The sequence below is a fragment of the Mesorhizobium sp. P160219 genome (assembly GCF_057786095.1).
Genome location: NZ_JBYNWG010000001.1, coordinates 1,642,169 through 1,661,066, shown reverse-complemented (window position 1 = coordinate 1,661,066; position 18,898 = coordinate 1,642,169). Strand labels below are relative to the sequence as shown.

The 18,898-nt window shown below is 62.9% G+C and carries 17 protein-coding genes, 1 tRNA gene and 1 riboswitch; of the genes, 9 read left to right on the top strand and 9 right to left on the bottom strand.

Annotated features, from left to right (window positions below):
- Positions 1–115 precede the first annotated feature (115 nt).
- On the top strand, positions 116–1,018 hold the full coding sequence (locus tag AC3EMP_RS08120; RefSeq protein WP_023827396.1) for a histone deacetylase family protein: 903 nt from the start codon (positions 116–118) through the stop codon (positions 1,016–1,018).
- Positions 1,019–1,085: 67 nt separating this feature from the next.
- On the opposite strand, the gene AC3EMP_RS08115 is transcribed toward AC3EMP_RS08120, so the two are convergent.
- Positions 1,086–1,349: a DUF6460 domain-containing protein gene (locus AC3EMP_RS08115; protein ID WP_023696688.1), complete on the bottom strand. Its 264-nt coding sequence runs from the start codon at positions 1,347–1,349 to the stop codon at positions 1,086–1,088.
- A 180-nt stretch (positions 1,350–1,529) separates the two neighbouring features.
- Between AC3EMP_RS08115 and AC3EMP_RS08110 the strand changes: the two genes are divergently transcribed.
- Positions 1,530–1,603, top strand: a tRNA-Gly gene (locus tag AC3EMP_RS08110).
- A gap of 4 nt (positions 1,604–1,607) precedes the next feature.
- Here AC3EMP_RS08110 and AC3EMP_RS08105 read toward each other — a convergent pair.
- Positions 1,608–2,615 carry a LysR family transcriptional regulator gene (locus AC3EMP_RS08105; protein ID WP_023681942.1) on the bottom strand — a complete coding sequence of 336 codons (1,008 nt, stop codon included), beginning with the start codon at positions 2,613–2,615 and terminating at the stop codon, positions 1,608–1,610.
- 294 nt (positions 2,616–2,909) lie between these two features.
- On the opposite strand from AC3EMP_RS08105, the gene chvE reads away from it, so the two are divergent.
- The 4 genes from chvE (at position 2,910) to araD1 (ending at position 8,146) form a co-directional block, all read left to right on the top strand.
- Entirely contained in the window at positions 2,910–3,980 is a 1,071-nt protein-coding gene (gene chvE, locus AC3EMP_RS08100; protein WP_023681943.1) for a multiple monosaccharide ABC transporter substrate-binding protein, read from the top strand.
- A 152-nt stretch (positions 3,981–4,132) separates the two neighbouring features.
- Complete coding sequence (gene mmsA, locus AC3EMP_RS08095; protein ID WP_031195625.1) at positions 4,133–5,665, top strand: multiple monosaccharide ABC transporter ATP-binding protein; 1,533 nt, start codon at positions 4,133–4,135, stop codon at positions 5,663–5,665.
- Positions 5,662–6,948, top strand: a complete 1,287-nt coding sequence (gene mmsB / locus AC3EMP_RS08090) for a multiple monosaccharide ABC transporter permease (protein ID WP_023669637.1) — start codon at positions 5,662–5,664, stop codon at positions 6,946–6,948. Before mmsA ends, mmsB begins: the two co-directional genes overlap by 4 nt.
- Positions 6,949–7,150: 202 nt before the next feature.
- Positions 7,151–8,146, top strand: coding sequence for an AraD1 family protein (gene araD1, locus AC3EMP_RS08085; RefSeq protein WP_023669636.1), 996 nt, complete (start codon positions 7,151–7,153; stop codon positions 8,144–8,146).
- Positions 8,147–8,189: 43 nt separating this feature from the next.
- On the opposite strand, the gene AC3EMP_RS08080 is transcribed toward araD1, so the two are convergent.
- Both AC3EMP_RS08080 and AC3EMP_RS08075 read right to left on the bottom strand, forming a co-directional pair.
- Positions 8,190–8,960 (bottom strand): ABC transporter substrate-binding protein, encoded by a 771-nt coding sequence (locus tag AC3EMP_RS08080; RefSeq protein ID WP_023669635.1) that lies wholly within the window; start codon positions 8,958–8,960, stop codon positions 8,190–8,192.
- 101 nt (positions 8,961–9,061) lie between these two features.
- The gene (locus AC3EMP_RS08075) at positions 9,062–10,156 is read right to left on the bottom strand and encodes a 2'-deoxycytidine 5'-triphosphate deaminase (protein WP_023669634.1); all 1,095 of its coding nucleotides are present in this window, start codon (positions 10,154–10,156) and stop codon (positions 9,062–9,064) included.
- Between the two features lie 140 nt (positions 10,157–10,296).
- Positions 10,297–10,374: riboswitch (SAM riboswitch) on the top strand.
- A 57-nt stretch (positions 10,375–10,431) separates the two neighbouring features.
- Between AC3EMP_RS08075 and AC3EMP_RS08070 the strand changes: the two genes are divergently transcribed.
- Positions 10,432–11,622, top strand: coding sequence for an O-succinylhomoserine sulfhydrylase (locus tag AC3EMP_RS08070; protein WP_023669633.1), 1,191 nt, complete (start codon positions 10,432–10,434; stop codon positions 11,620–11,622).
- 11 nt (positions 11,623–11,633) lie between these two features.
- On the opposite strand, the gene AC3EMP_RS08065 is transcribed toward AC3EMP_RS08070, so the two are convergent.
- Positions 11,634–12,785, bottom strand: coding sequence for a ceramide glucosyltransferase (locus tag AC3EMP_RS08065; protein WP_023703438.1), 1,152 nt, complete (start codon positions 12,783–12,785; stop codon positions 11,634–11,636).
- A 221-nt stretch (positions 12,786–13,006) separates the two neighbouring features.
- Between AC3EMP_RS08065 and apaG the strand changes: the two genes are divergently transcribed.
- Positions 13,007–13,399, top strand: a complete 393-nt coding sequence (gene apaG / locus AC3EMP_RS08060) for a Co2+/Mg2+ efflux protein ApaG (protein ID WP_023681948.1) — start codon at positions 13,007–13,009, stop codon at positions 13,397–13,399.
- A gap of 186 nt (positions 13,400–13,585) precedes the next feature.
- Here apaG and AC3EMP_RS08055 read toward each other — a convergent pair whose 3' ends face one another.
- From AC3EMP_RS08055 to AC3EMP_RS08045, 3 genes are all read right to left on the bottom strand, one after another.
- On the bottom strand, positions 13,586–14,617 hold the full coding sequence (locus AC3EMP_RS08055) for an Hsp33 family molecular chaperone (RefSeq protein WP_031261895.1): 1,032 nt from the start codon (positions 14,615–14,617) through the stop codon (positions 13,586–13,588).
- 108 nt (positions 14,618–14,725) lie between these two features.
- Positions 14,726–15,637: an ornithine carbamoyltransferase gene (gene argF / locus AC3EMP_RS08050; protein WP_023669629.1), complete on the bottom strand. Its 912-nt coding sequence runs from the start codon at positions 15,635–15,637 to the stop codon at positions 14,726–14,728.
- Positions 15,638–15,655: 18 nt separating this feature from the next.
- Positions 15,656–16,855, bottom strand: coding sequence for an aspartate aminotransferase family protein (locus AC3EMP_RS08045; RefSeq protein WP_352710382.1), 1,200 nt, complete (start codon positions 16,853–16,855; stop codon positions 15,656–15,658).
- Positions 16,856–17,213: 358 nt separating this feature from the next.
- On the opposite strand from AC3EMP_RS08045, the gene AC3EMP_RS08040 reads away from it, so the two are divergent.
- Entirely contained in the window at positions 17,214–17,732 is a 519-nt protein-coding gene (locus AC3EMP_RS08040; RefSeq protein WP_023669627.1) for a GcrA family cell cycle regulator, read from the top strand.
- Positions 17,733–17,830: 98 nt separating this feature from the next.
- On the opposite strand, the gene AC3EMP_RS08035 is transcribed toward AC3EMP_RS08040, so the two are convergent.
- Positions 17,831–18,838 carry a magnesium and cobalt transport protein CorA gene (locus tag AC3EMP_RS08035; RefSeq protein ID WP_023692534.1) on the bottom strand — a complete coding sequence of 336 codons (1,008 nt, stop codon included), beginning with the start codon at positions 18,836–18,838 and terminating at the stop codon, positions 17,831–17,833.
- Positions 18,839–18,898: the final 60 nt, after the last annotated feature.

Here is an 18,898-nt window from a genome sequence, read left to right as displayed (position 1 = left end):
CTTCTGGCGCGAGCCCGCCGGATCCGAGTACTGGTTTTAAGCAATTCCCAAGGGGAAGCGCTACGCGCTTCTCCCGGGAAAACCGCTGCACACTTTTCCTGGAATTGCTTTAGCCATGCCCCTGCAGATCGTCCATCATCCCGACTACGATGCCGGCTTCGCCGTCAATCATCGCTTTCCGATGAGCAAATATCCGCTGCTGATGCAGGCCTTGCATATCAGGGGTCTGATCCATGCGGGGGCGCTGTCGATGCCCGAGCCGGCGCCGGCCTCCTGGCTGAAGCTCGCCCATGCGGCTGATTATGTCGACCAGGTCATCACGTGTTCAGTGCCTGAAAAGATCGAGCGCGAGATCGGCTTTCCCGTGGGACCGCGCGTTTCGCTCAGGGCGCAACTCGCCGCCGGCGGCACGGTGCTGGCGGCGCGACTGGCGCTTATCGATGGCATTGCCTGCAACAGCGCCGGCGGCAGCCACCATGCGCGGCGCGCGCAAGGCGCGGGCTTCTGCACCTTCAACGATGTTGCCGTCGCTTCGCTGGTGCTGCTAGCCGAAGACGCGGTGAAAAACATCCTGATCGTCGATCTCGATGTGCATCAGGGCGACGGCACCGCGGACATCCTGAAAGACGAGCCACGCGCGTTCACCTTTTCCATGCATGGCGAGCGCAATTATCCGGTGCGCAAGATTGCCTCCGATCTCGACGTTGCCCTGCCGGACGGCACCGGCGATGGCGCCTATCTCGAACGGCTGGGTGTCCTCCTGCCGGAGCTCTCGGCCAAGGCGCACTGGGACATCGTCTTCTACAATGCCGGTGTCGACGTGCATGCCGAGGACCGGCTCGGCCGGCTATCGCTCAGCGATGACGGCGTGCGTGCCCGCGACGCCATGGTGATCGGTCATTTCCGCGCGCTGGGCATCCCGGTCTGCGGTGTCATCGGCGGCGGCTATTCGACCGATGTCGCAGCGCTCGCGGCGCGCCACGCCATCCTGTTCGAGGTGGCGTCGGACTTTGCCTGAGTGGCCTTTGGTTTGAGCACAATCTTTTCCGAAAACCGGTTTCCACTTTTCGGGATCGTGGTCCGCTTCACTTCCGGTAGTTCGCGAGCCTGAGCAGGATGAACACCGGCACGACGATCGCGGCGCCGAGCAGGATATAGCCCAAGAAGCGATAGACCGCGTTGAAGCCGAGGTTCCAAAGATCGATGAAGAAACCCTGGATGCGGTAGAAGACGTCCATCGGCGTCCAGCCGAACGCATTCATGACCAGGCCGACCAGGAACGACACGACCAGCAGCTTGACGATCACCCTGACGGGCGAGTCACCGAGAAAGCGCGTCACTGTGGACAAGGGGCCTGCCTCCAGATTGGTGTGCCCGGATTCGGGGTACAAACCCACGAATACGCACTTGCTGCGCCCGCATCAAGGCGGGCGGACGGCGCAATCGGTCGGGTTTCCAACAGCCGTTTCCGAACAGCTGTCCAAGGGCGATTGCCCGAAGCACGCCCATCATGATATCGAGAGGCCGACGCGGGTATGATGTAATGGTAGCTTGTCAGCTTCCCAAGCTGAACGCGAGGGTTCGATTCCCTCTACCCGCTCCAGTTCCTATCCCACTTCCCGCAAGATAAAATCGTGCAGCATCTTGGCTGCCGGCGACAGCACGCGGTTCTTCACCGTGATCAGGCTGTAGGGGCGGACCTCGATGTCGAACTCGGTCTGGACGACATCGATGGCGCCGGCGAGACCGTCGGGGTTCTGGATGAATTTTGCCACCTGGATCGACACCGGGGCGATGGCGTCGGACTGCGCCACCATGACCAGTGTGAGCAGCAGCGACGAGGTGTTGAGGATGCGGTCCGGCAGGGCGATGTTGCGGTTCAGGAAATTGCTCTCCATCGCCTGGCGCAGCGGCGACCCGCCCGACTGGAACACCCAGTCGAAGGCGGCGGTGTCCTCCAGCCTCACCGCCTTCCCATTGTTTAGAGGATGGCCGTTGCTCAGCGGGTGGCCTCGGCGCACGATCAGGCAGGCCTTCTCGACGCCGATGACGCGCGATTCGAACAGGCGCGGATTGAGGTCTTCGGGGACACGGGCGATGATGAAATCATGGCGCGTGGCGATCAGTTCGCGCGCCAGCACATTCGACGTCTCGACCTGCATGGTAATCTCGATGCGCGGATAGAGGCGGCGTATCTCGCGGATCGCCGGGACCGCCAGTTCGATCGCCGGCGCCGTCACCGCGCCAAGGAACACCGAGCCGCCCTTGCCGGCCTTGAGCTCCGATATTTCGCGGTCGGCCTCGCGCATTTCGAGCAGGATCGAGCGCGCGCGCCGGGCCAGCGCCTTGCCGTAAGGGGTGAGTGTGATGCCGCGCGGCAGCCTTTCGCAGAGCTTCACCTCGAGCACCGCTTCCATCTCGGAAATCATGCGCGAGGCCGCCGGCTGCGAGATGTTCATCACCTGGGCGGCAGCACTCACCCGACCGTGATCGTCGAGTGCTGCGATCATGCGCATGTGACGCAGGCTCAAGCCGCTACGCAGAAGTGTCTCGCCATCGCCCGGCAATTCATCGTAACCGCTTGAAATTCCCTGAGGACCTCGTAAAGCCGCCATGCCTTTTCCCGCTTCCGCCACTGTTCCAGCCCGGTTTAGTCATATACCGGTTTTGGTATAGCAACCACCGAAGATCGCATTTGACAGTTATGGCAAAGGGTCACACTTTCGCGCGTCCTCAAGACTTGACGGTCGATGACGAGCAAAATCGTATCGATTTAAATCAAGACTGAGGGCCGATTGGGAGGATACCGGAGATCGATTATGACGGCGGCGGCGCTTTGGCGCATCCGCCCGACTGCGCGGCCCGCGAAGCCCCGAGGTGTCGCGTCCATCAACCAGGGAGAGTTTTACGTGAAAATCATCAAGACACTGGCCGCCGTCGCGGCCCTTGGCATCGCTGCCATGACCTACTCGGCGCACGCAGCCGACAAGGGTCTTGTCGGCGTGCTGATGCCGACCAAGACCTCGCAGCGCTGGATCAATGACGGCGATGCCGTCAAGTCCCAGCTCGAAGCTCTCGGCTACACGGTCGACCTGCAGTACGCGCAGGACGACATCCCCAACCAGCTCAGCCAGCTGGAAAACGAAATCACCAAGGGCCCGAAGGCGCTGATCATCGCTTCGATCGACGGCACGACCCTGTCGGACGCGCTGCAGAAGGCCGCTGACGCCGGCGTCGTCGTCGTCGCCTATGACCGCCTGATCAAGAAGACCGCCAATGTCGATTACTACACCACCTTCGACAATTTCGGCGTCGGCGTGATCCAGGCGAACTCGCTGGTCAAGGGCCTCAAGGAGCGCTTCCCGAACACCAAGCCGTGGAACGTCGAACTGTTCGGCGGCTCGCCGGACGACAACAACGCCTTCTTCTTCTACAACGGCGCAATCTCGGTGCTGCAGCCGCTGATCGATGACGGCTCGATCAAGATCAAGTCCGGCCAGACCGGCATGGACAAGGTCGGCACGCTGCGCTGGCTCGCCGCCACCGCCCAGGCGCGCATGGACAACCTGCTGTCGGCCAACTACTCGGACGGCAGCCGCGTCGATGGCGTTCTTTCGCCCTATGACGGCCTGTCGCGCGGCATCACCGCTTCGCTGCGCGCCGTCGGTTACGGCACCGACGCCCAGCCGTGGCCGATCGTGACCGGCCAGGACGCCGAGACCGCTTCGGTCAAGCTGATCATCACGGGCGAGCAATACTCGACCGTGTTCAAGGACACCCGCGAACTGGCCAAGGCCACCGTCGAACTCGTCGACAAGGTGCTCTCGGGCGGCAAGCCGGACGGCCTCGATGAAAAGACCTACAATAACGACGTCAAGGTCGTCCCCTCGATCCTTTTGACGCCGCATGAGGTCGACAAGTCGAACTACCAGGCACTGGTCGTCGACTCCGGCTACATCAAGGCCGACGAACTGAAGTAATCCGTTTATAAAGACAGGGGTCCTGCGCGACGCAGGACCCCTTTCCGTTCACAAGCGACCCCGGTATTGTTTCTACCGGACTTAGTTTGCGTGCATGTCGTTGCCTCAAACCGCAAGCACTTTGGAGCGACATGCAACAGGAGGAGCTTGCCCTGATGACGACGATTTTGGAGATGCGCGACATCACCAAGACGTTCCCCGGCGTGAAGGCGCTGTCGAACGTCAACCTCAGCGTCGAAGAAGGCGAGATCCACGCCGTGGTTGGCGAGAACGGCGCCGGCAAGTCGACGCTGATGAAGGTTCTGTCGGGCGTCTATCCCGCCGGCACCTATGACGGCCAGATCATTTTTCAGGGTCAGGAATGCCAGTTCAAAGGTATCCATGACAGCGAACACAAGGGCATCGTCATCATCCACCAGGAGCTAGCGCTGGTGCCGATGCTGTCGATCACCGAAAATATCTTCCTCGGCAACGAAAACGCCCGATACGGCGTCATCGACTGGGATGCCAACGAGGCGCGCACCGCTGCCCTGTTGAAGAAGGTGGGCCTCAAGGAGGACCCCAAGACACTGATCACCAATATCGGCGTCGGCAAGCAGCAGCTGGTCGAGATCGCCAAGGCGCTGAGCAAGGACGTCAAGCTTTTAATCCTCGATGAGCCGACCGCGTCGCTCAGCGAGAGAGACAGCCAGGCGCTGCTCGATCTTCTGCTCGAATTCAAGCGGCAAGGCATGACCTCGATCCTGATCTCGCACAAGCTCAACGAGATCAACCGGGTCGCCGACAAGGTAACCGTCATCCGTGACGGGCGCACCATCGAGACGCTGGCCAAGAAGGATATCTCCGAAGACCGCATCATCACCTCGATGGTCGGCCGTTCGCTAGACGACCGCTATCCGCCGCGCGAGCCCAAGATCGGCGAAGTCGTATTCGAGGTGAAGAACTGGTCGGTCTATCACCCGCTCCATGCCGAGCGGCAGGTGATCAAGGGCATCGACATCAATGTGCGCAAGGGCGAGGTGGTCGGCATCGCCGGGCTGATGGGCGCCGGCCGCACCGAATTCGCCATGAGCCTGTTCGGCCGCTCCTATGGCCGCCGCATCACCGGCGAAGTGCTGCTCAAGGGCAAGCCGGTCGATGTCTCATCGGTAAGCAAGGCGGTCCAACACGGCATCGCCTATGTCACCGAGGACCGCAAGACCTACGGCCTCAACCTCATCGACCATATCAAGCATAACATTACGCTGGCCAATCTCGACGGCGTGTCGCGCCACAGCGTGATCGACGACATGCGCGAACTTGCGGTCGCCAACGACTATCGCAAGAAGACCAATATCCGAGCGTCCAGCGTCTATCAGATGACCGGCAATCTTTCCGGCGGCAACCAGCAGAAGGTGGTGCTGTCGAAATGGTTGTTTGCCGACCCTGACGTGCTGATCCTCGACGAGCCGACACGCGGCATCGATGTCGGCGCCAAGTATGAAATCTACACGATCATCGCGCGCCTTGCCTCGGAGGGTAAGGCGATCGTGGTCATCTCGTCGGAAATGCCGGAATTGCTGGGGATTACCGACCGCATCTACGTCATGAACGAAGGGCGCATGGTGGGCGAAATGCCGGCGGCGGAAGCAAGCCAGGAAAAGATAATGCGCGCCATCGTCCGGGGAGAAGGAAAAGCAGCATGAGCACCGAAAGCGCCCCCGCCCCGCAGGGCAACGTCGCCGACGAACAGCGCCCGCGCATCGCCGTCTCGGCGCTGGCGACGAATTTACGCGAATACGGACTGATCATAGCCCTGATCGTCATCATGCTGTTCTTCCAGTTCACCACGTCGGGGACGTTGTTCAAGCCGGTCAACCTCAGCAATCTGGTGCAGCAGAACTCCTTCATCATCGTGATGGCGCTGGGCATGCTGCTGGTGATCGTATCGGGCTATATCGACCTCAGCGTCGGATCGGTCGCCGGTTTCATTGGCGCGCTGGCGGCAAACATGATGGTCATCTGGCAACTCGGACCGCTGAGCAATCCCCTGGTGGTTTCGATCGTCTGCCTGGTCGCGGGTGGCCTGATCGGCGCCGCGCAAGGGTATTGGATCGCCTATCACCGGATACCGAGCTTCATTGTCACGCTGGCCGGCATGCTGATCTTCCGCGGCATTTGCCAGGCGTTGCTTGGCGGCGGCTCGTCGGTGGGTCCGCTTCCCGACGACTTCAAGATGCTCAGCTCCGGCTTCATCCCGGATGTGATCGGCCCACTGACGCTCGTCCCGCCGGTCGTGAACGCAGCCGGCAAGACCATCATGGGCAGCGGCGTGACCCTGCACATGACGACGGTCGTGCTGGGGCTGATCGCCGTGCTCGCCTATGCCTATTTCGGGGTCCGCACCCGGCGCAAACGAGAACGCCATGGTTATGAGGCCGAGCCCTTCACCCTGTTCGTCGTCAAGACGCTGGTCGCCAGCGCGCTGGCGCTGTTCCTGGTCTATGAGTTTGCCAGCTACCGCGGCCTGCCCGTGGTGCTGCTGGTCATGGGCGTGCTGATCACGCTGTTCGTCTTCGTCACCAAGCGCATGACCATCGGGAGGCGCATCTACGCCATGGGCGGCAATCCCAAGGCGGCGCAGCTGTCGGGCATCAACACCGAGCGGCTGACGCTGATGGTGTTCATCAATATGGGCGTGCTGTCGGCGCTTGGCGGCCTGATCATCGCGGCTCGTCTGGGCCAGGCGGTCCCGGCGGCGGGTCTCGGCTCGGAGCTCGACGTCATCGCCGCCGTGTTCATCGGCGGCGCCTCGGCGATGGGCGGCGTCGGCCAGGTCATCGGGGCGGTCGTCGGCGGCTTCATCATGGGCGTGATGAACAACGGCATGTCGATCATGGGCGTCAATGTCGACTGGCAGCAGGTGGTCAAAGGCCTGGTGCTGCTCGGCGCCGTGATCTTCGACGTCTACAACAAGAACAAGGCCTGACAAGCTTCAGGCGAGGCAAGCAGGAGGCATACGGTCGCGGCGCAGCCGGCAAGTTGTCGGCATAAGAAGTCCCCCGAGGGATGGAGCTCGCGAGCGCAATCCGGACGAAGAGTTCAACCCGTGGCGCGGCGAGGTCCGAGCCGCGCAGGTCAAGGTTTGCCAAGGGGCAACCCGGCCAAGGCACATGAGAGAGGATTTCATCATGCTGATCTCCCAGATCCTCGACGACGCCGAGACCATCCGCGTCGTCGCCCGCAATGGCGGCGGCAAGACCAGGATCATCAACGGCGCCCGCAGCGTCTATTCGCTGGCCATGGAAGCCGCGCGCACCGGAACGGGCCTCGCCGCGCTGATCGAGCGCAAGGGGTTCGGTGAAGCGATAGACCTCGACGCCGTCTACAAGAAGGGCCGGCTGGTGTCGCCGATCAACCATCCCGATCCTGCGCATCTGCATCTGACCGGCACCGGCCTGACCCATCTCGGCTCGGCGGCGACGCGCGATTCCATGCACAAGAAGCTCAGCGATGGCGGCGAGGAGCAGCTTACCGATTCCATGAAGATGTTCCGCATGGGGCTCGAAGGCGGCAAGCCGGCCAAGGGCCAGACCGGCGTGCAGCCGGAATGGTTCTACAAGGGCAACGGCACCATGGCGGTGGCGCCGGGCGCCGCACTGATGTCGCCGGCCTTTGCGCAGGACGCCGGCGAGGAGCCGGAAATCGCCGGCATCTATGTCATCGGCGACGACGGCGCGCCGTTCCGCGTCGGCTTCACGCTGTCGAACGAGTTTTCCGATCATGTTACCGAGCGGGTGAACTATCTGTTCCTGGCACATTCCAAACTGCGCAACGCCTCGTTCGGGCCGGAAATCCTGATCGGCGACCTGCCGGCCGACGTCAGGGGCTCATCGCGAATCTATCGCGACAGCAATTTGCTGTGGGAAAAGCCGTTCCTGTCGGGCGAAGCGAACATGTCGCACACAATCGCCAATCTCGAACATCATCACTTCAAATATTCGGCCTTCCGCCAGCCGGGCGACGTGCATGTGCACATGTTCGGCACGGCGACGCTGTCCTTTGCCGACGGCATCAAGACTCAGGCCGGCGACGTGTTCGAGATCGAGGCCGGGGATTTCGGCCTGCCGCTGCGCAACCCGCTGGAGATCGAGCAGCCGGTGAAGGTGGCGGTGAAGGCGCTTTGAGACGTAATCTCCCCTTGAGGGGGGAGATTGGCAGCGCCCACCGTCAATAAATATCGAAGTCGAAATACTTGGCCTGGATCTTCTTGTAAGTGCCGTCGGCGACGATGGCGTCTATCGCCGCATTCAGCTTGTCGCGTAGCGCCGTGTCTTCCAGGCGGACAGCGATGCCGGCTTGCGTCTCGGTGCCCTTGACGTCGCCGACAAGCTTGCAGCAGCCTTCGCTCGCCTTCTTCAGCCAGTCCATCAGCACGAACTTGTCGGAGATGACGGCGTCGAGACGGCCGTTCTGCAAGTCGGTGATCGCCTCTTCCTGGGTGGGGTAGAGTTTCGCCTCGGCGCCGGCCTTGCCATAGGCGTCCTGCGCATAGTCGGCCTGGGTGGTCGAGGCCTGCGCGCCCACCGTCTTGCCGGCAAGGGCTGCCGGTTCGGTGGAAGTGAGGTCGCTGTCCTTGGGCGCCACCAGCGCCAGCGGCGTCGTGTAGTATTTGTTGGTGAAGGCGACCTGTTTCTTGCGCTCCTCGGTGATGCTCATCGAGGCGATGATGGCGTCGAACTTTTTCGCCTGCAGCGCCGGGATGATGCCGTCCCAGTCCTGGGTGACGATCTCGCACTCGACCTTCATCTGCGCACACAGCGCATTGGCAATGTCGATGTCGAAGCCCTCGATCTTGCCGTCCGCGGTGATGGTGTTGAAGGGCGGATAAGCGCCCTCGGTGCCGATCTTCAATTTCTCCTGCGCCTCAGCCAGCGAGCCGGCCGATATCACCAGCATGGCAGCGCCCGCTGCCGATATGATCCATCTTGAAATCTGCATTTTGGTTCCCCTTGCGCGCCGTTCTCTTGCCGGCCACCGAAAGGCAGCCAAGCATGGTGAGGCAGCGCAGGCAAGTATTTTGCCTGACGGTGATCGAAGGTTCAGCCGGCGGGGCGGAAATGCTTGGAGAGCTTGAGGCCTTGCGCCTGGTAATTCGAGCCGAGATCGGTGCCGTAAAGCGCCTGCGGCCGCTTCAGCATGTGTTCGTAGACCAGCCGGCCGACGATCTGGCCGTGGTCGAGGATGAACGGCACTTCGTGGCTGCGCACTTCGAGCACCGCCCGGCTGCCGGTGCCGCCTGAGGCCGAATGGCCGAAGCCCGGATCGAAGAAGCCGGCATAGTGAACACGGAATTCGCCAACCAGCGGATCGAAGGGCGTCATCTCGGCGGCGTAGAGCGGCGGCACGTGCACGGCTTCGCGGCTGACCAGGATGTAGAACTCGTCCGGGTCGAGCACCAGTTCGCCGGCGCCGCTCTTATAGAGCGGCTCCCAGAAATCGACGGCATCCTGGGCGGCGCGCTTGTCGACATCGACCAAGCCGGTGTGATGCTTGCCGCGATAGCCGACCAGGCCGTTCTGGTCGCCGTCAAGATCGATCGACAGCGCAATGCCGCCGCCGGAAATGTTGGGCGGCTCGGTCGCCACCAGCATCTCGGCCCGGTGCAATTCGTTCAGTTCTGCCTCCGACAACAGCGCGTTGCCGGTGCGAAAGCGGATCTGCGACAGCCTCGATCCGGCGCGTACGACGATCGGGAAGGTGCGCGGACTGACTTCGAGATAAAGCGGCCCGTGATAGCCGGGGGCGATCTTGTCGAACTCATGGCCGCGATCGGTCATCACCCGGGTGAAGATGTCGAGCCGGCCGGTCGAGCTCTTCGGGTTGGCCGAGGCCGACACGTTTGCGGGCAGCGCCAGGCGTTCGAGCAGCGGCACGATGTAGACGCAGCCGGTTTCCAGCACCGCGCCCTCGGCGAGACTGAATTCGTGCAATTTCAGCCGGTGAAGCTTGTCGGCCACCAGATGATCGGGACCCGGCAGGAAGGAGGCGCGCACGCGAAAAGCCTTGTCGCCGAGCCTGAGATCGAGGCTCGCCGGCTGCACCTGGTCGACATCGAGCGCGCGCGGCGACTTCAGCGCGCCGGACTGAAACAGCGCGGAAATGTCCTGATCGGGAAGAATGCCTGTCTGCCGCAAAAGGCTGGCTCCGCTCCAAGGTCGGTCTCTTTGTGGCAGGTTCTTGCCGCAAAACCGCTGGATATTATTGCGGAACCTGCCTGGTACAAACCTCTTAATGAAGCCGGCAATTGACGCAAGCGCAGGTGAGGTCTAAAGGGTCGTTATCCCGTGGTGATTTGGCCGGTCGGCTTGCAGCCACGTTAAACAAGTCGCTAAAGGACCGTCGGGCCGCAAGGCCATATGGACCGGTTGCGACTTTCGCGGCCGGTTTTTTTGTGTCTGGAACAAAAGCGATGAGCACCAAGAAGCGTAACTGGAAACCTCAGACCGCACTCGTGCACGGGGGAACGCTGCGTTCCCAGTTCGGCGAGACGTCCGAAGCGATGTACCTCACCCAAGGCTATGTCTACGAGACGGCGCAGGCTGCCGAGGCCCGTTTCAAGGGCGAGGAGCCGGGCTTCATCTATTCGCGCTATGCCAACCCTACCGTCGACATGTTCGAAAAGCGCATGTGCGCGCTGGAGGGTGCCGAAGATGCGCGCGCCACGGCGTCCGGCATGGCGGCGGTGACGGCAGCGCTCCTGTGCAGCGCCAAGGCCGGCGACCATATCGTTGCGGCGCGCGCGCTGTTCGGCTCCTGCCGCTGGGTGGTGGAGACGCTGGCGCCGAAATACGGCATCGAGGCAACGCTGGTCGACGGCACCGACATCGCCAACTGGGAAAAGGCGGTGCGGCCGAACACGAAACTGTTCTTCCTGGAAAGCCCGACCAATCCGACGCTGGAAGTGGTCGACATCGCAGCGGTGGCGGCGCTCGCCACCTCGATCGGCGCCAGGCTGATCGTCGACAATGTCTTTGCCACGCCCTTGCAGCAGAAGCCCTTGCAGCTCGGCGCCCATATCGTCGTCTACTCCGCGACCAAGCACATTGACGGCCAGGGACGCTGTCTCGGCGGCATCATCCTGTCGGACAAGAAATGGATCGACGAGAATTTGCACGACTATTTCCGCCACACCGGCCCGAGCCTGTCGCCGTTCAACGCCTGGACGCTGCTCAAGGGCCTGGAGACGCTGCCGGTTCGGGTGCGCCAGCAGACGGAAAGCGCGGCCAAGATCGCGGATTTCCTGGCAGGACGGCCGGAAATCGCCCGCGTCATCTATCCCGGCCGCGCCGACCACCCGCAGGCCGACATCGTCAAGAAGCAGATGACGGGCGGATCGACGCTGATCTGCCTCGACGTGAAGGGCGGCAAGCAGGCGGCCTTCGCCTTGCAGAACGCGCTCGACATCGTGCTGATCTCCAACAATCTCGGCGACGCCAAGAGCCTGATCACCCATCCGGCGACCACCACGCACAAGAACCTCAGCGACGAAGCTCGCGCCGAGCTTGGCATCGGGCCGGGAACGCTCAGGCTGTCGGTCGGTCTTGAGGATACGGACGATCTGCTGGAGGACGTTGCGCAGGCACTGAAGGCAGCCGGGTAGGCCGCGAGGCGTCACGCTCCCGACGAAGCCTCTTCCAGCTCGGCTGCCTTGGTGCCGATGATCATGGTGTTGCCGCGCCAATCGACGGCGCCGCTCAGCCAGCCGCGCGCCCAGATGGCGGGAAGCATCATGTCGCGGACCATCATCGCCGGGACCATGCGCAGCGACAGGTGCCAGCCCTTGGCCGCGGCCAGCGCGCATTCGGGAATGTAGGCCGCCGCCAGCACGGCCAACACCGTGGCCGGCAGGCTGACGCCGGCACTTGCTGCCGCCACCAGCGCCAACGCCAACGGCACGGCGACGCCGGTCAGGATCTCGGGTGCGAAAAACAGCGGGAAAGTGACGCGGCGCAACCGCGCCCAGCGCGCCTGACGCGACCAGATGTCGGCAAGTCGGCGCTGCCCCAGTGGTTGATCGAAAGGCGAGGCAACGAGATTGACGCGCAGGCCCAGTCCGTTGACCAGCTTGGTTGCAGCAGCATCCTCGGCGATCTCGGCGGCCAGCGCACGGATACCGCCACTGGTATCGAGCATCGGCTTGTTCCACAGCATGCTCTTGCCTTGGGCAAAGCCGAGACCGAGCGCCTCGCCGGCATATTGCCAGCGCGCCTGCAGCGTGTTGAGGAACGCGCATTCGACCTCGGCCCAAAAGCCATCCGGCCGAGAGCCGATCGGCGTCGAGCAGATAAGCCCGGTATTGGTCCGCCAGGCCGCCATCAGGTGCTGGACGTAATCCCTTGGCATCAGCACGTTGGAATCCGCCAGAATAACCCAATGATAGCGCGCCGCTTCCCAGCCCTTGACGCAGTTGTTGAGCTTCGGGTTGCTGCTGACGCGGTCGTCGCCGATCAGCAGCCGGGCCGGCACGTTGGGAAACAGGACGATCGCCCTGTTTATCAGTTTGACGACGGGATCGTCGGCGTGAGCGACGCAGAAGATCAGTTCGTAGCGCGGCCAGTCGAGCGAGAAGGCTCGCTGCAGCGTCTCTTGTGTGAACGGCTCCACGCCGCGCGACGGTACGACGATCGAGACCGGTGGCTGCTCGTCGGACGGCGGAGGGATAAGGCGACGCGCTTGCAGTTTCGACGAAGCAAGCAGGATGCTGGCGAGATTGGAAAGAAGCAAAGCGGAGGAAGCGAAGGCGGCTGTGAGAGCTAGTTCCATGAGATCTGGTCACTCCGGAAAGGCCGCTCGCGGCTGCTTTGTCAGTCGACAGATGGGCCTTGAGTCGCCGGCAAGGTTTGCCCACACCAACACTGTCATGTGTCACTTAAATGACATTGTTTGTCGGCACCTCCGCTTTGAGGCTGGCAGGACATGCCGTTGTGCGCGTATCAAACCGCATAGCGCGACAAATGTTCCTTGCCGCGCAACCGGAGCAGCCCATGTATCGCGCCGTCACGCGCAACATCGAAGTGCAGGTCAGACCGTTCTACCTGGAGGACCGCTCGGACCCGGCGGAGAACCGTTATGTCTGGGGCTACCAGGTGACGATCGACAACCAGTCGGACGATTTCGTGCAGCTTATGTCGCGTTACTGGCACATCACCGACGGCAGCGGCCGGATCGAGGAAGTGCGCGGCGCCGGCGTGGTCGGCGACCAGCCTGAGCTCAATCCCGGCGACAGCTATCAATACACGTCAGGCTGCCCGCTCTCGACGCCCTCCGGCTTCATGGTCGGCCACTACACCATGCGCAACAAAAAGGGCGAGACGTTCGACGTCGCTATTCCCGCGTTTTCGCTGGATCTGCCGGGGACGCGGCGGACGGTGAATTAGGGGTTTTCTCCCCATCTCTATACGGGGAGAAATGCCCGGCAGTGCAACGAGGGGCGCCGCCGGACTCATGAGGTTATCTTCCACGCACATGACGTAGGCTATGCGCGGCCATTCACCAAAGTTCGCGCTGCCCCTCATCCGCCCTTCGGGCACCTTCTCCCCGTGAACGGGGCGAAGGAAGAGATGCTACTGAGTTGCAAACTCCGCCGGGTCGAAGTCGTACTGCTTCGAGCAGAACTCGCAGGCGACGTGGATGCCGCCATCTTCGGTGCTGTCCTTGATCTCCTGCGCGGAAAACCCCTCGAGGATGCCGCGTATCTTGTCCCTTGAGCAGGAACATTGGTCGGCGACCGGCACGCCGCCGAAGACGCGCACGCCATGTTCGTGGAACAGCCTGTAGAGCAGCCGCTCGGCGCCGATGGTCGGGTCGATCAGCTCGGTCGGCTCGATGGTGCCGAGCAGCGCCACCAGCTCGCGCCACGAATTGTCGGCCGGCTCCTGCGTCACGTCACGCGGATCGCCGTCGCCGCCCGAAATGTCGGGCACGCGCATGCGCTCGGGTGACTGCGGCAGGAACTGCGCCAGGATGCCGCCGGCGCGCCACTGCTCACGAGCGCCGCCGGGACCTGGCGTCAGCAGCTTGGCCACCGACAGCCTGAGGTCGGTCGGGATCTGCTCCGACTGGCGGAAATAGGTGCGCGCGGCGTCCTCCAGCGTCTCGCCGTCGAGCTGGACGATGCCCTGATAGCGCTGCGTGTGCGCGCCCTGGTCGATGGTCAGCGCCAAAACGCCGCTGCCCAGCAGCGTCTGCTGCGAGGTCTGGCCTGCGGCCACCAGGGCCTCCAGCCGGTCGGCGTCGAAACGCGCATAGGCGCGCAATGCCGAAGGCGTGGAGAAATCCGCGACCAGCATGTCGACCGGGCCGTCGGTGCGGGTCTGCAGGATGAACTTGCCTTCGAATTTGAGCGAGGTGCCGAGCAGCACCGTCAGCACACAGGCTTCCGCGAGCAGGCGGGCGACCGGCTCGGGATAGTCGTGACGGTTGAGGATGGCGTCGAGCATCGGCCCGAGTTGCACGGTGCGGCCGCGCACGTCGAGCGGGCCGACCTCGAAGGGTACGACATGATCGTCGCCGGCATAGCCGAACTCGCCGAGTCTGGGGTGATGTTCAGTCACTTGATGCGTTTCCAACATGACAAAGCTCCAGGGCGCGGCCATGCGGCCCGGAGGGGTGCATGCGTCCAAACGCGCTTGATTTGCGTGATGGGGCGCAAATAGGCATCGCGCCGCCCCGGATCAAGCGCTTGGAGATCAAGCGCCTGGAGATCAAGCGCCCAGACACCAGGCCAAAACCGCCTTCTGGGCGTGGAGCCGGTTCTCGGCTTCGTCGAAGACAACCGAATGCGGACCGTCGATGACCTCGTCGGTGACTTCCTCGCCGCGATGCGCCGGCAGGCAGTGCATGAACAGGGCGTCGGGCTTGGCCCTCGCCATCAGCGCCGCATTGACCTGATAGGGCGAGAAGACATTGTGGCCGCGGGCGCGGTGTTCCTGGCCCATCGACACCCAGCAGTCGGTGACGATGCAGTCGGCTTGGTCGACGGCTTCCTCGGGCGAGCGGGTGAAGTGCAGCTTGCCGCCATTGCTCTTCGACCAGTCGATATGCTTTTGCGCCGGCTCGCTGCCTTCCGGCACTGCGACGTTCAGGTTGAAGCGGAACCGCGCCGAAGCTTCGAGCAGCGAATGCAGCACGTTGTTGCCGTCGCCGGTCCAGGCGATGGTCTTGCCGGCAACCGGACCGCGATGCTCCTCGAAGGTCATGATGTCGGCCATCAGCTGACAGGGATGGGTGTCGTCGGTCAGCCCGTTGATGACCGGAATCGTGGCATTCTCGGTCAGCTCGAGCAGCCGCTCATGCGACGTGGTGCGGATCATGATGGCGTCGACATAGCGCGACAGCACCTTGGCGGTGTCGGCAATGGTCTCGGAACGGCCGAGCTGCATTTCGGTGCCGGTCAGCATGATGGTCTCGCCGCCGAGCTGTCGCATGCCGACGTCGAAGGACACGCGCGTGCGCGTCGACGGCTTGTCGAAGATCATGGCCAGCACCTTGCCTTCGAGCGGTTTGGTCCGTTCGCCGGCCTTGAGGCGCGCCTTGCGCACCACCGCATCGTCCAGCATCAGGCGCAGATCGCCTTCGGAAACGGCGGAAAGATCGGTGAAATGGCGAAGGCTCATCGGGAATGGTTCTCGGGATTACTTCGCGGCGGCCGCGGCGATGGCGTCGGTCAGGCCCTTGGCGCCGGCGCGGATGCGATCGAGCGCTTCGCCGATCTCGGCGTCGGTGACGGTCAGCGGCGGCAGCAGACGAATGACGTTGTCGCCGGCCGGCACCGCCAGCAGATGCTGGTCGCGCAGCGCCATGTTGAGCTTGGTGTTGGGCATGGCGCATTTCAGGCCAAGCATCAGGCCGCTGCCCCTGATGCCTTCGATGACATCAGGAAATTCGTCGGCGACCGCCGCCAGGCCCTGCTTCATCAGCAATGCCTTGCGCTGGACGTCTTCGAGGAAGCCGTCTTCCAGCACGACGTCGAGCACAGCGTTGCCGACCGCCATGGCCAGCGGATTGCCGCCGAAAGTGGTGCCATGCACGCCTGCCGTCATGCCGACGACAGCGTCGTCGGTGGCGAGGCACGCGCCCATCGGGAAGCCGCCGCCAATGCCCTTGGCAATCGCCATGATGTCGGGCGTCACGCCGGTCCATTCATGCGCGAACAGCTTTCCGGTGCGACCGATACCGCACTGGACCTCATCGAAGATCAGCAGCAGGCCATGCTGGTCGCAGAGCTGCCGCAGCCGCTTCAAGGATTGCGTCGGCACCGGGCGGATGCCGCCCTCGCCCTGTACCGGTTCGATCAGGATCGCGGCGGTCTCTGGTGTGATCGCCTTCTCGGCGGCGTCGATGTCGTCGAAGCCGACCTGGTCGAAGCCTTCGACCTTGGGGCCGAAGCCTTCGAGATATTTGTACTGGCCGCCGGCGGCGATGGTCGCCAGCGTGCGGCCGTGGAAGGCGCCTTCGAAGGTAATGACCCGGAAGCGCTCGGGATGGCCCTTGACGAACTGGTAGCGCCGCGCCGTCTTGATCGCGCATTCGAGCGCCTCGGCGCCGGAATTGGTGAAGAACACCTTGTCGGCGAAGGTGGCGTCAGCCAGCCGCTCGCCGAGCCGGGCCTGCCCCGGGATCTCGTAGAGATTGGAGACGTGCCAGAGCTTGGCCGCCTGTTCGGTCAGCGCCGAGACCAGATGCGGATGGCTGTGGCCCAACGAATTGACCGCGATGCCGCCAGCGAAATCGAGATATCGCTCGCCCTTGTCGGTAACCAGCCAGGTGCCTTCGCCATGGTCGAAGGCCAAAGGGGCGCGGGCAAAGGTCTCGTAAAGCGCCGAACCGCTCATTATATGCGTCTCCGGTACCGGAAAAATCAAAAAAGCCGCCAAAGCGGCGGCCTTTGCGGCTTATCGTGTTTTTCGGCCATGAAGTCAACGAAAACGTCGCGCAGAGGCGCGCGGCAAGCTCCCGACGAGACACCGGCTCATAAGCGACCGGGCAAGTTGGGGAAAACCTAAAAAACCGATTCGTGTTGCACCTGGGACTCTTGTCACCGAGTCAACACATGAGGTAATTGTAGTCGGGAAATAACTAGATTTCGTGCGGCGGACCTAATCACCTAATATATGTGGTGTCTGCCCCGGCAAAGATTGCCGGGTCGGGAATGGATTCCGGCTGCCGCACACTTAGCAGGAGCGCGGTCTCATGAACTGGACTGACGAGCGGGTCGAACTTCTCAGGAAACTGTGGTCGGAGGGCTTGAGCGCAAGCCAGATCGCCGCACAACTCGGCGGGGTCAGCCGCAACGCGGTCATCGGCAAGGTGCACCGGCTGAAGCTGTCGGGCCGCGGACGCTCGACCGCGACGCCGGCGCGTCAGAAGAAGACAACGCAGGGATCTTCGATCCAGAAATCGGTGCCTCGCGCCGCAACCACGCAGCGCCATGTCACGACGTCGATCGGGGCGAACGCGCTGCAGGCGCAGTTCGACGCCGAGCCAGTGGCGCGCCACTACATCCGCCCGGTCGAAAACGTCGTCGTGCCGATCTCGCGGCATCTGCAGCTCACCGATCTCACCGAGCGCACCTGCAAATGGCCGAATGGCGATCCGCTGTCGGAAGACTTCAACTTCTGCGGCAACGAGGCGGCTGAAACCGGACCTTACTGCAAGTACCACGCAAGGGTGGCGTTCCAGCCGGCTTCAGAGCGGCGCAGGAGCCGGTAGTTAGGGATTGGGGACTGGGCAGTAGGGAATGGGGTAGCGCTCGTGAGGCGCTACCTTATTCTGCCTACTGCCTACTGCCTACTGCCTACTGCCTGCCCTCACAACCACCCACTCTTCCGAAATCGCCAATACAAAAACGAGCAGATCAGCGCGATCGAGACCAATACGACGGGATAGCCGTATTGCATCTTCAGTTCCGGCATGTCGTCGAAATTCATGCCGTAAATGCCGGCGAGCGCCGTCGGCACCGCCAGGATCGCCGCCCATGAGGCCAGCTTCTTGGTGTTCGCGGTTTCCTGGCTCTGGCCGACCAGCAGGCTGGCTTCGAAAGCGAACGCCAGAACCTCGCGCAGGCTGTCGATCTTTTCCTGCACGGTGCGGATATGGTCGGTGACATCGCGAAACAGCGGATGCATTGCGGTATGGATCTGCGGCAGTTCGGCGCTGGTCAGCCGGCGGCAGACCTCGACCAGCGGCAGCGCCGCATTGCGCAGGCGCAACAGATCGCGGCGCAGCATATAGAGCCGCTCGATGTCGGGACCGGTCATCGGCTTCAGCAGCACCCTGTCCTCGATCGCCTCGACCTCGTCCTCGATCTGCTCTAGCACCGGCATGTAGTTGTCGACGATGAAGTCGAGGATGGCGTAGAGGACGAAATCCTCGCCCTTGGCCAGTGAGTGCGGACAGCTTTCCCAGTGCTGGCGCACGGCGGCGTATGAGGTCGAGGGACCATGCCTGACGCTGACGATATAGCCTGAGCCGACGAACAGATGCGTCTCGCCGAAGGTGACGCGTCCGTCGATCAGCTGTGCAGTGCGGGCAACGATGAACAGCGCATCGCCATATTGCTCGATCTTCGGCCGCTGGTGCGGATGTTCGGCGTCTTCAATCGCCAGCTCATGCAAATGGAATTGCGCCTTGACGCGCAGCAGAAGCTCGCGGTCGGGTTCGAGCAGCCCGATCCAGACGACATGGCCCGACTTCTTGGCCCATTCGCCGGCTTCTTCGATCGGAATGTCGGCGATGCGCTTGCCGGCGGTGTAGACGCTCGACGCGATGATGCCGGACGATGCCGGTGCCGGCTTGAACTCTCGGACATATTCCATCGCAGCCTCCTGAGCGCCTGGCCTTGGCCAGGAACCGAGACGCTAACATCCAGGTAGTTT

Excerpts from the sequence above, each read along its gene's own strand:
- AC3EMP_RS08120 (WP_023827396.1), top strand. The coding sequence starts at position 116 with ATGCCCCTGCAGATCGTCCATCATCCCGACTACGATGCCGGCTTCGCC.
- AC3EMP_RS08105 (WP_023681942.1), bottom strand. The coding sequence starts at position 2,615 with ATGGCGGCTTTACGAGGTCCTCAGGGAATTTCAAGCGGTTACGATGAA.
- mmsB (WP_023669637.1), top strand. The coding sequence starts at position 5,662 with ATGAGCACCGAAAGCGCCCCCGCCCCGCAGGGCAACGTCGCCGACGAA.
- araD1 (WP_023669636.1), top strand. The coding sequence starts at position 7,151 with ATGCTGATCTCCCAGATCCTCGACGACGCCGAGACCATCCGCGTCGTC.
- AC3EMP_RS08080 (WP_023669635.1), bottom strand. The coding sequence starts at position 8,960 with ATGCAGATTTCAAGATGGATCATATCGGCAGCGGGCGCTGCCATGCTG.
- AC3EMP_RS08070 (WP_023669633.1), top strand. The coding sequence starts at position 10,432 with ATGAGCACCAAGAAGCGTAACTGGAAACCTCAGACCGCACTCGTGCAC.
- AC3EMP_RS08065 (WP_023703438.1), bottom strand. The coding sequence starts at position 12,785 with ATGGAACTAGCTCTCACAGCCGCCTTCGCTTCCTCCGCTTTGCTTCTT.
- apaG (WP_023681948.1), top strand. The coding sequence starts at position 13,007 with ATGTATCGCGCCGTCACGCGCAACATCGAAGTGCAGGTCAGACCGTTC.
- AC3EMP_RS08055 (WP_031261895.1), bottom strand. The coding sequence starts at position 14,617 with ATGGCCGCGCCCTGGAGCTTTGTCATGTTGGAAACGCATCAAGTGACT.
- argF (WP_023669629.1), bottom strand. The coding sequence starts at position 15,637 with ATGAGCCTTCGCCATTTCACCGATCTTTCCGCCGTTTCCGAAGGCGAT.
- AC3EMP_RS08045 (WP_352710382.1), bottom strand. The coding sequence starts at position 16,855 with ATGAGCGGTTCGGCGCTTTACGAGACCTTTGCCCGCGCCCCTTTGGCC.
- AC3EMP_RS08040 (WP_023669627.1), top strand. The coding sequence starts at position 17,214 with ATGAACTGGACTGACGAGCGGGTCGAACTTCTCAGGAAACTGTGGTCG.
- AC3EMP_RS08035 (WP_023692534.1), bottom strand. The coding sequence starts at position 18,838 with ATGGAATATGTCCGAGAGTTCAAGCCGGCACCGGCATCGTCCGGCATC.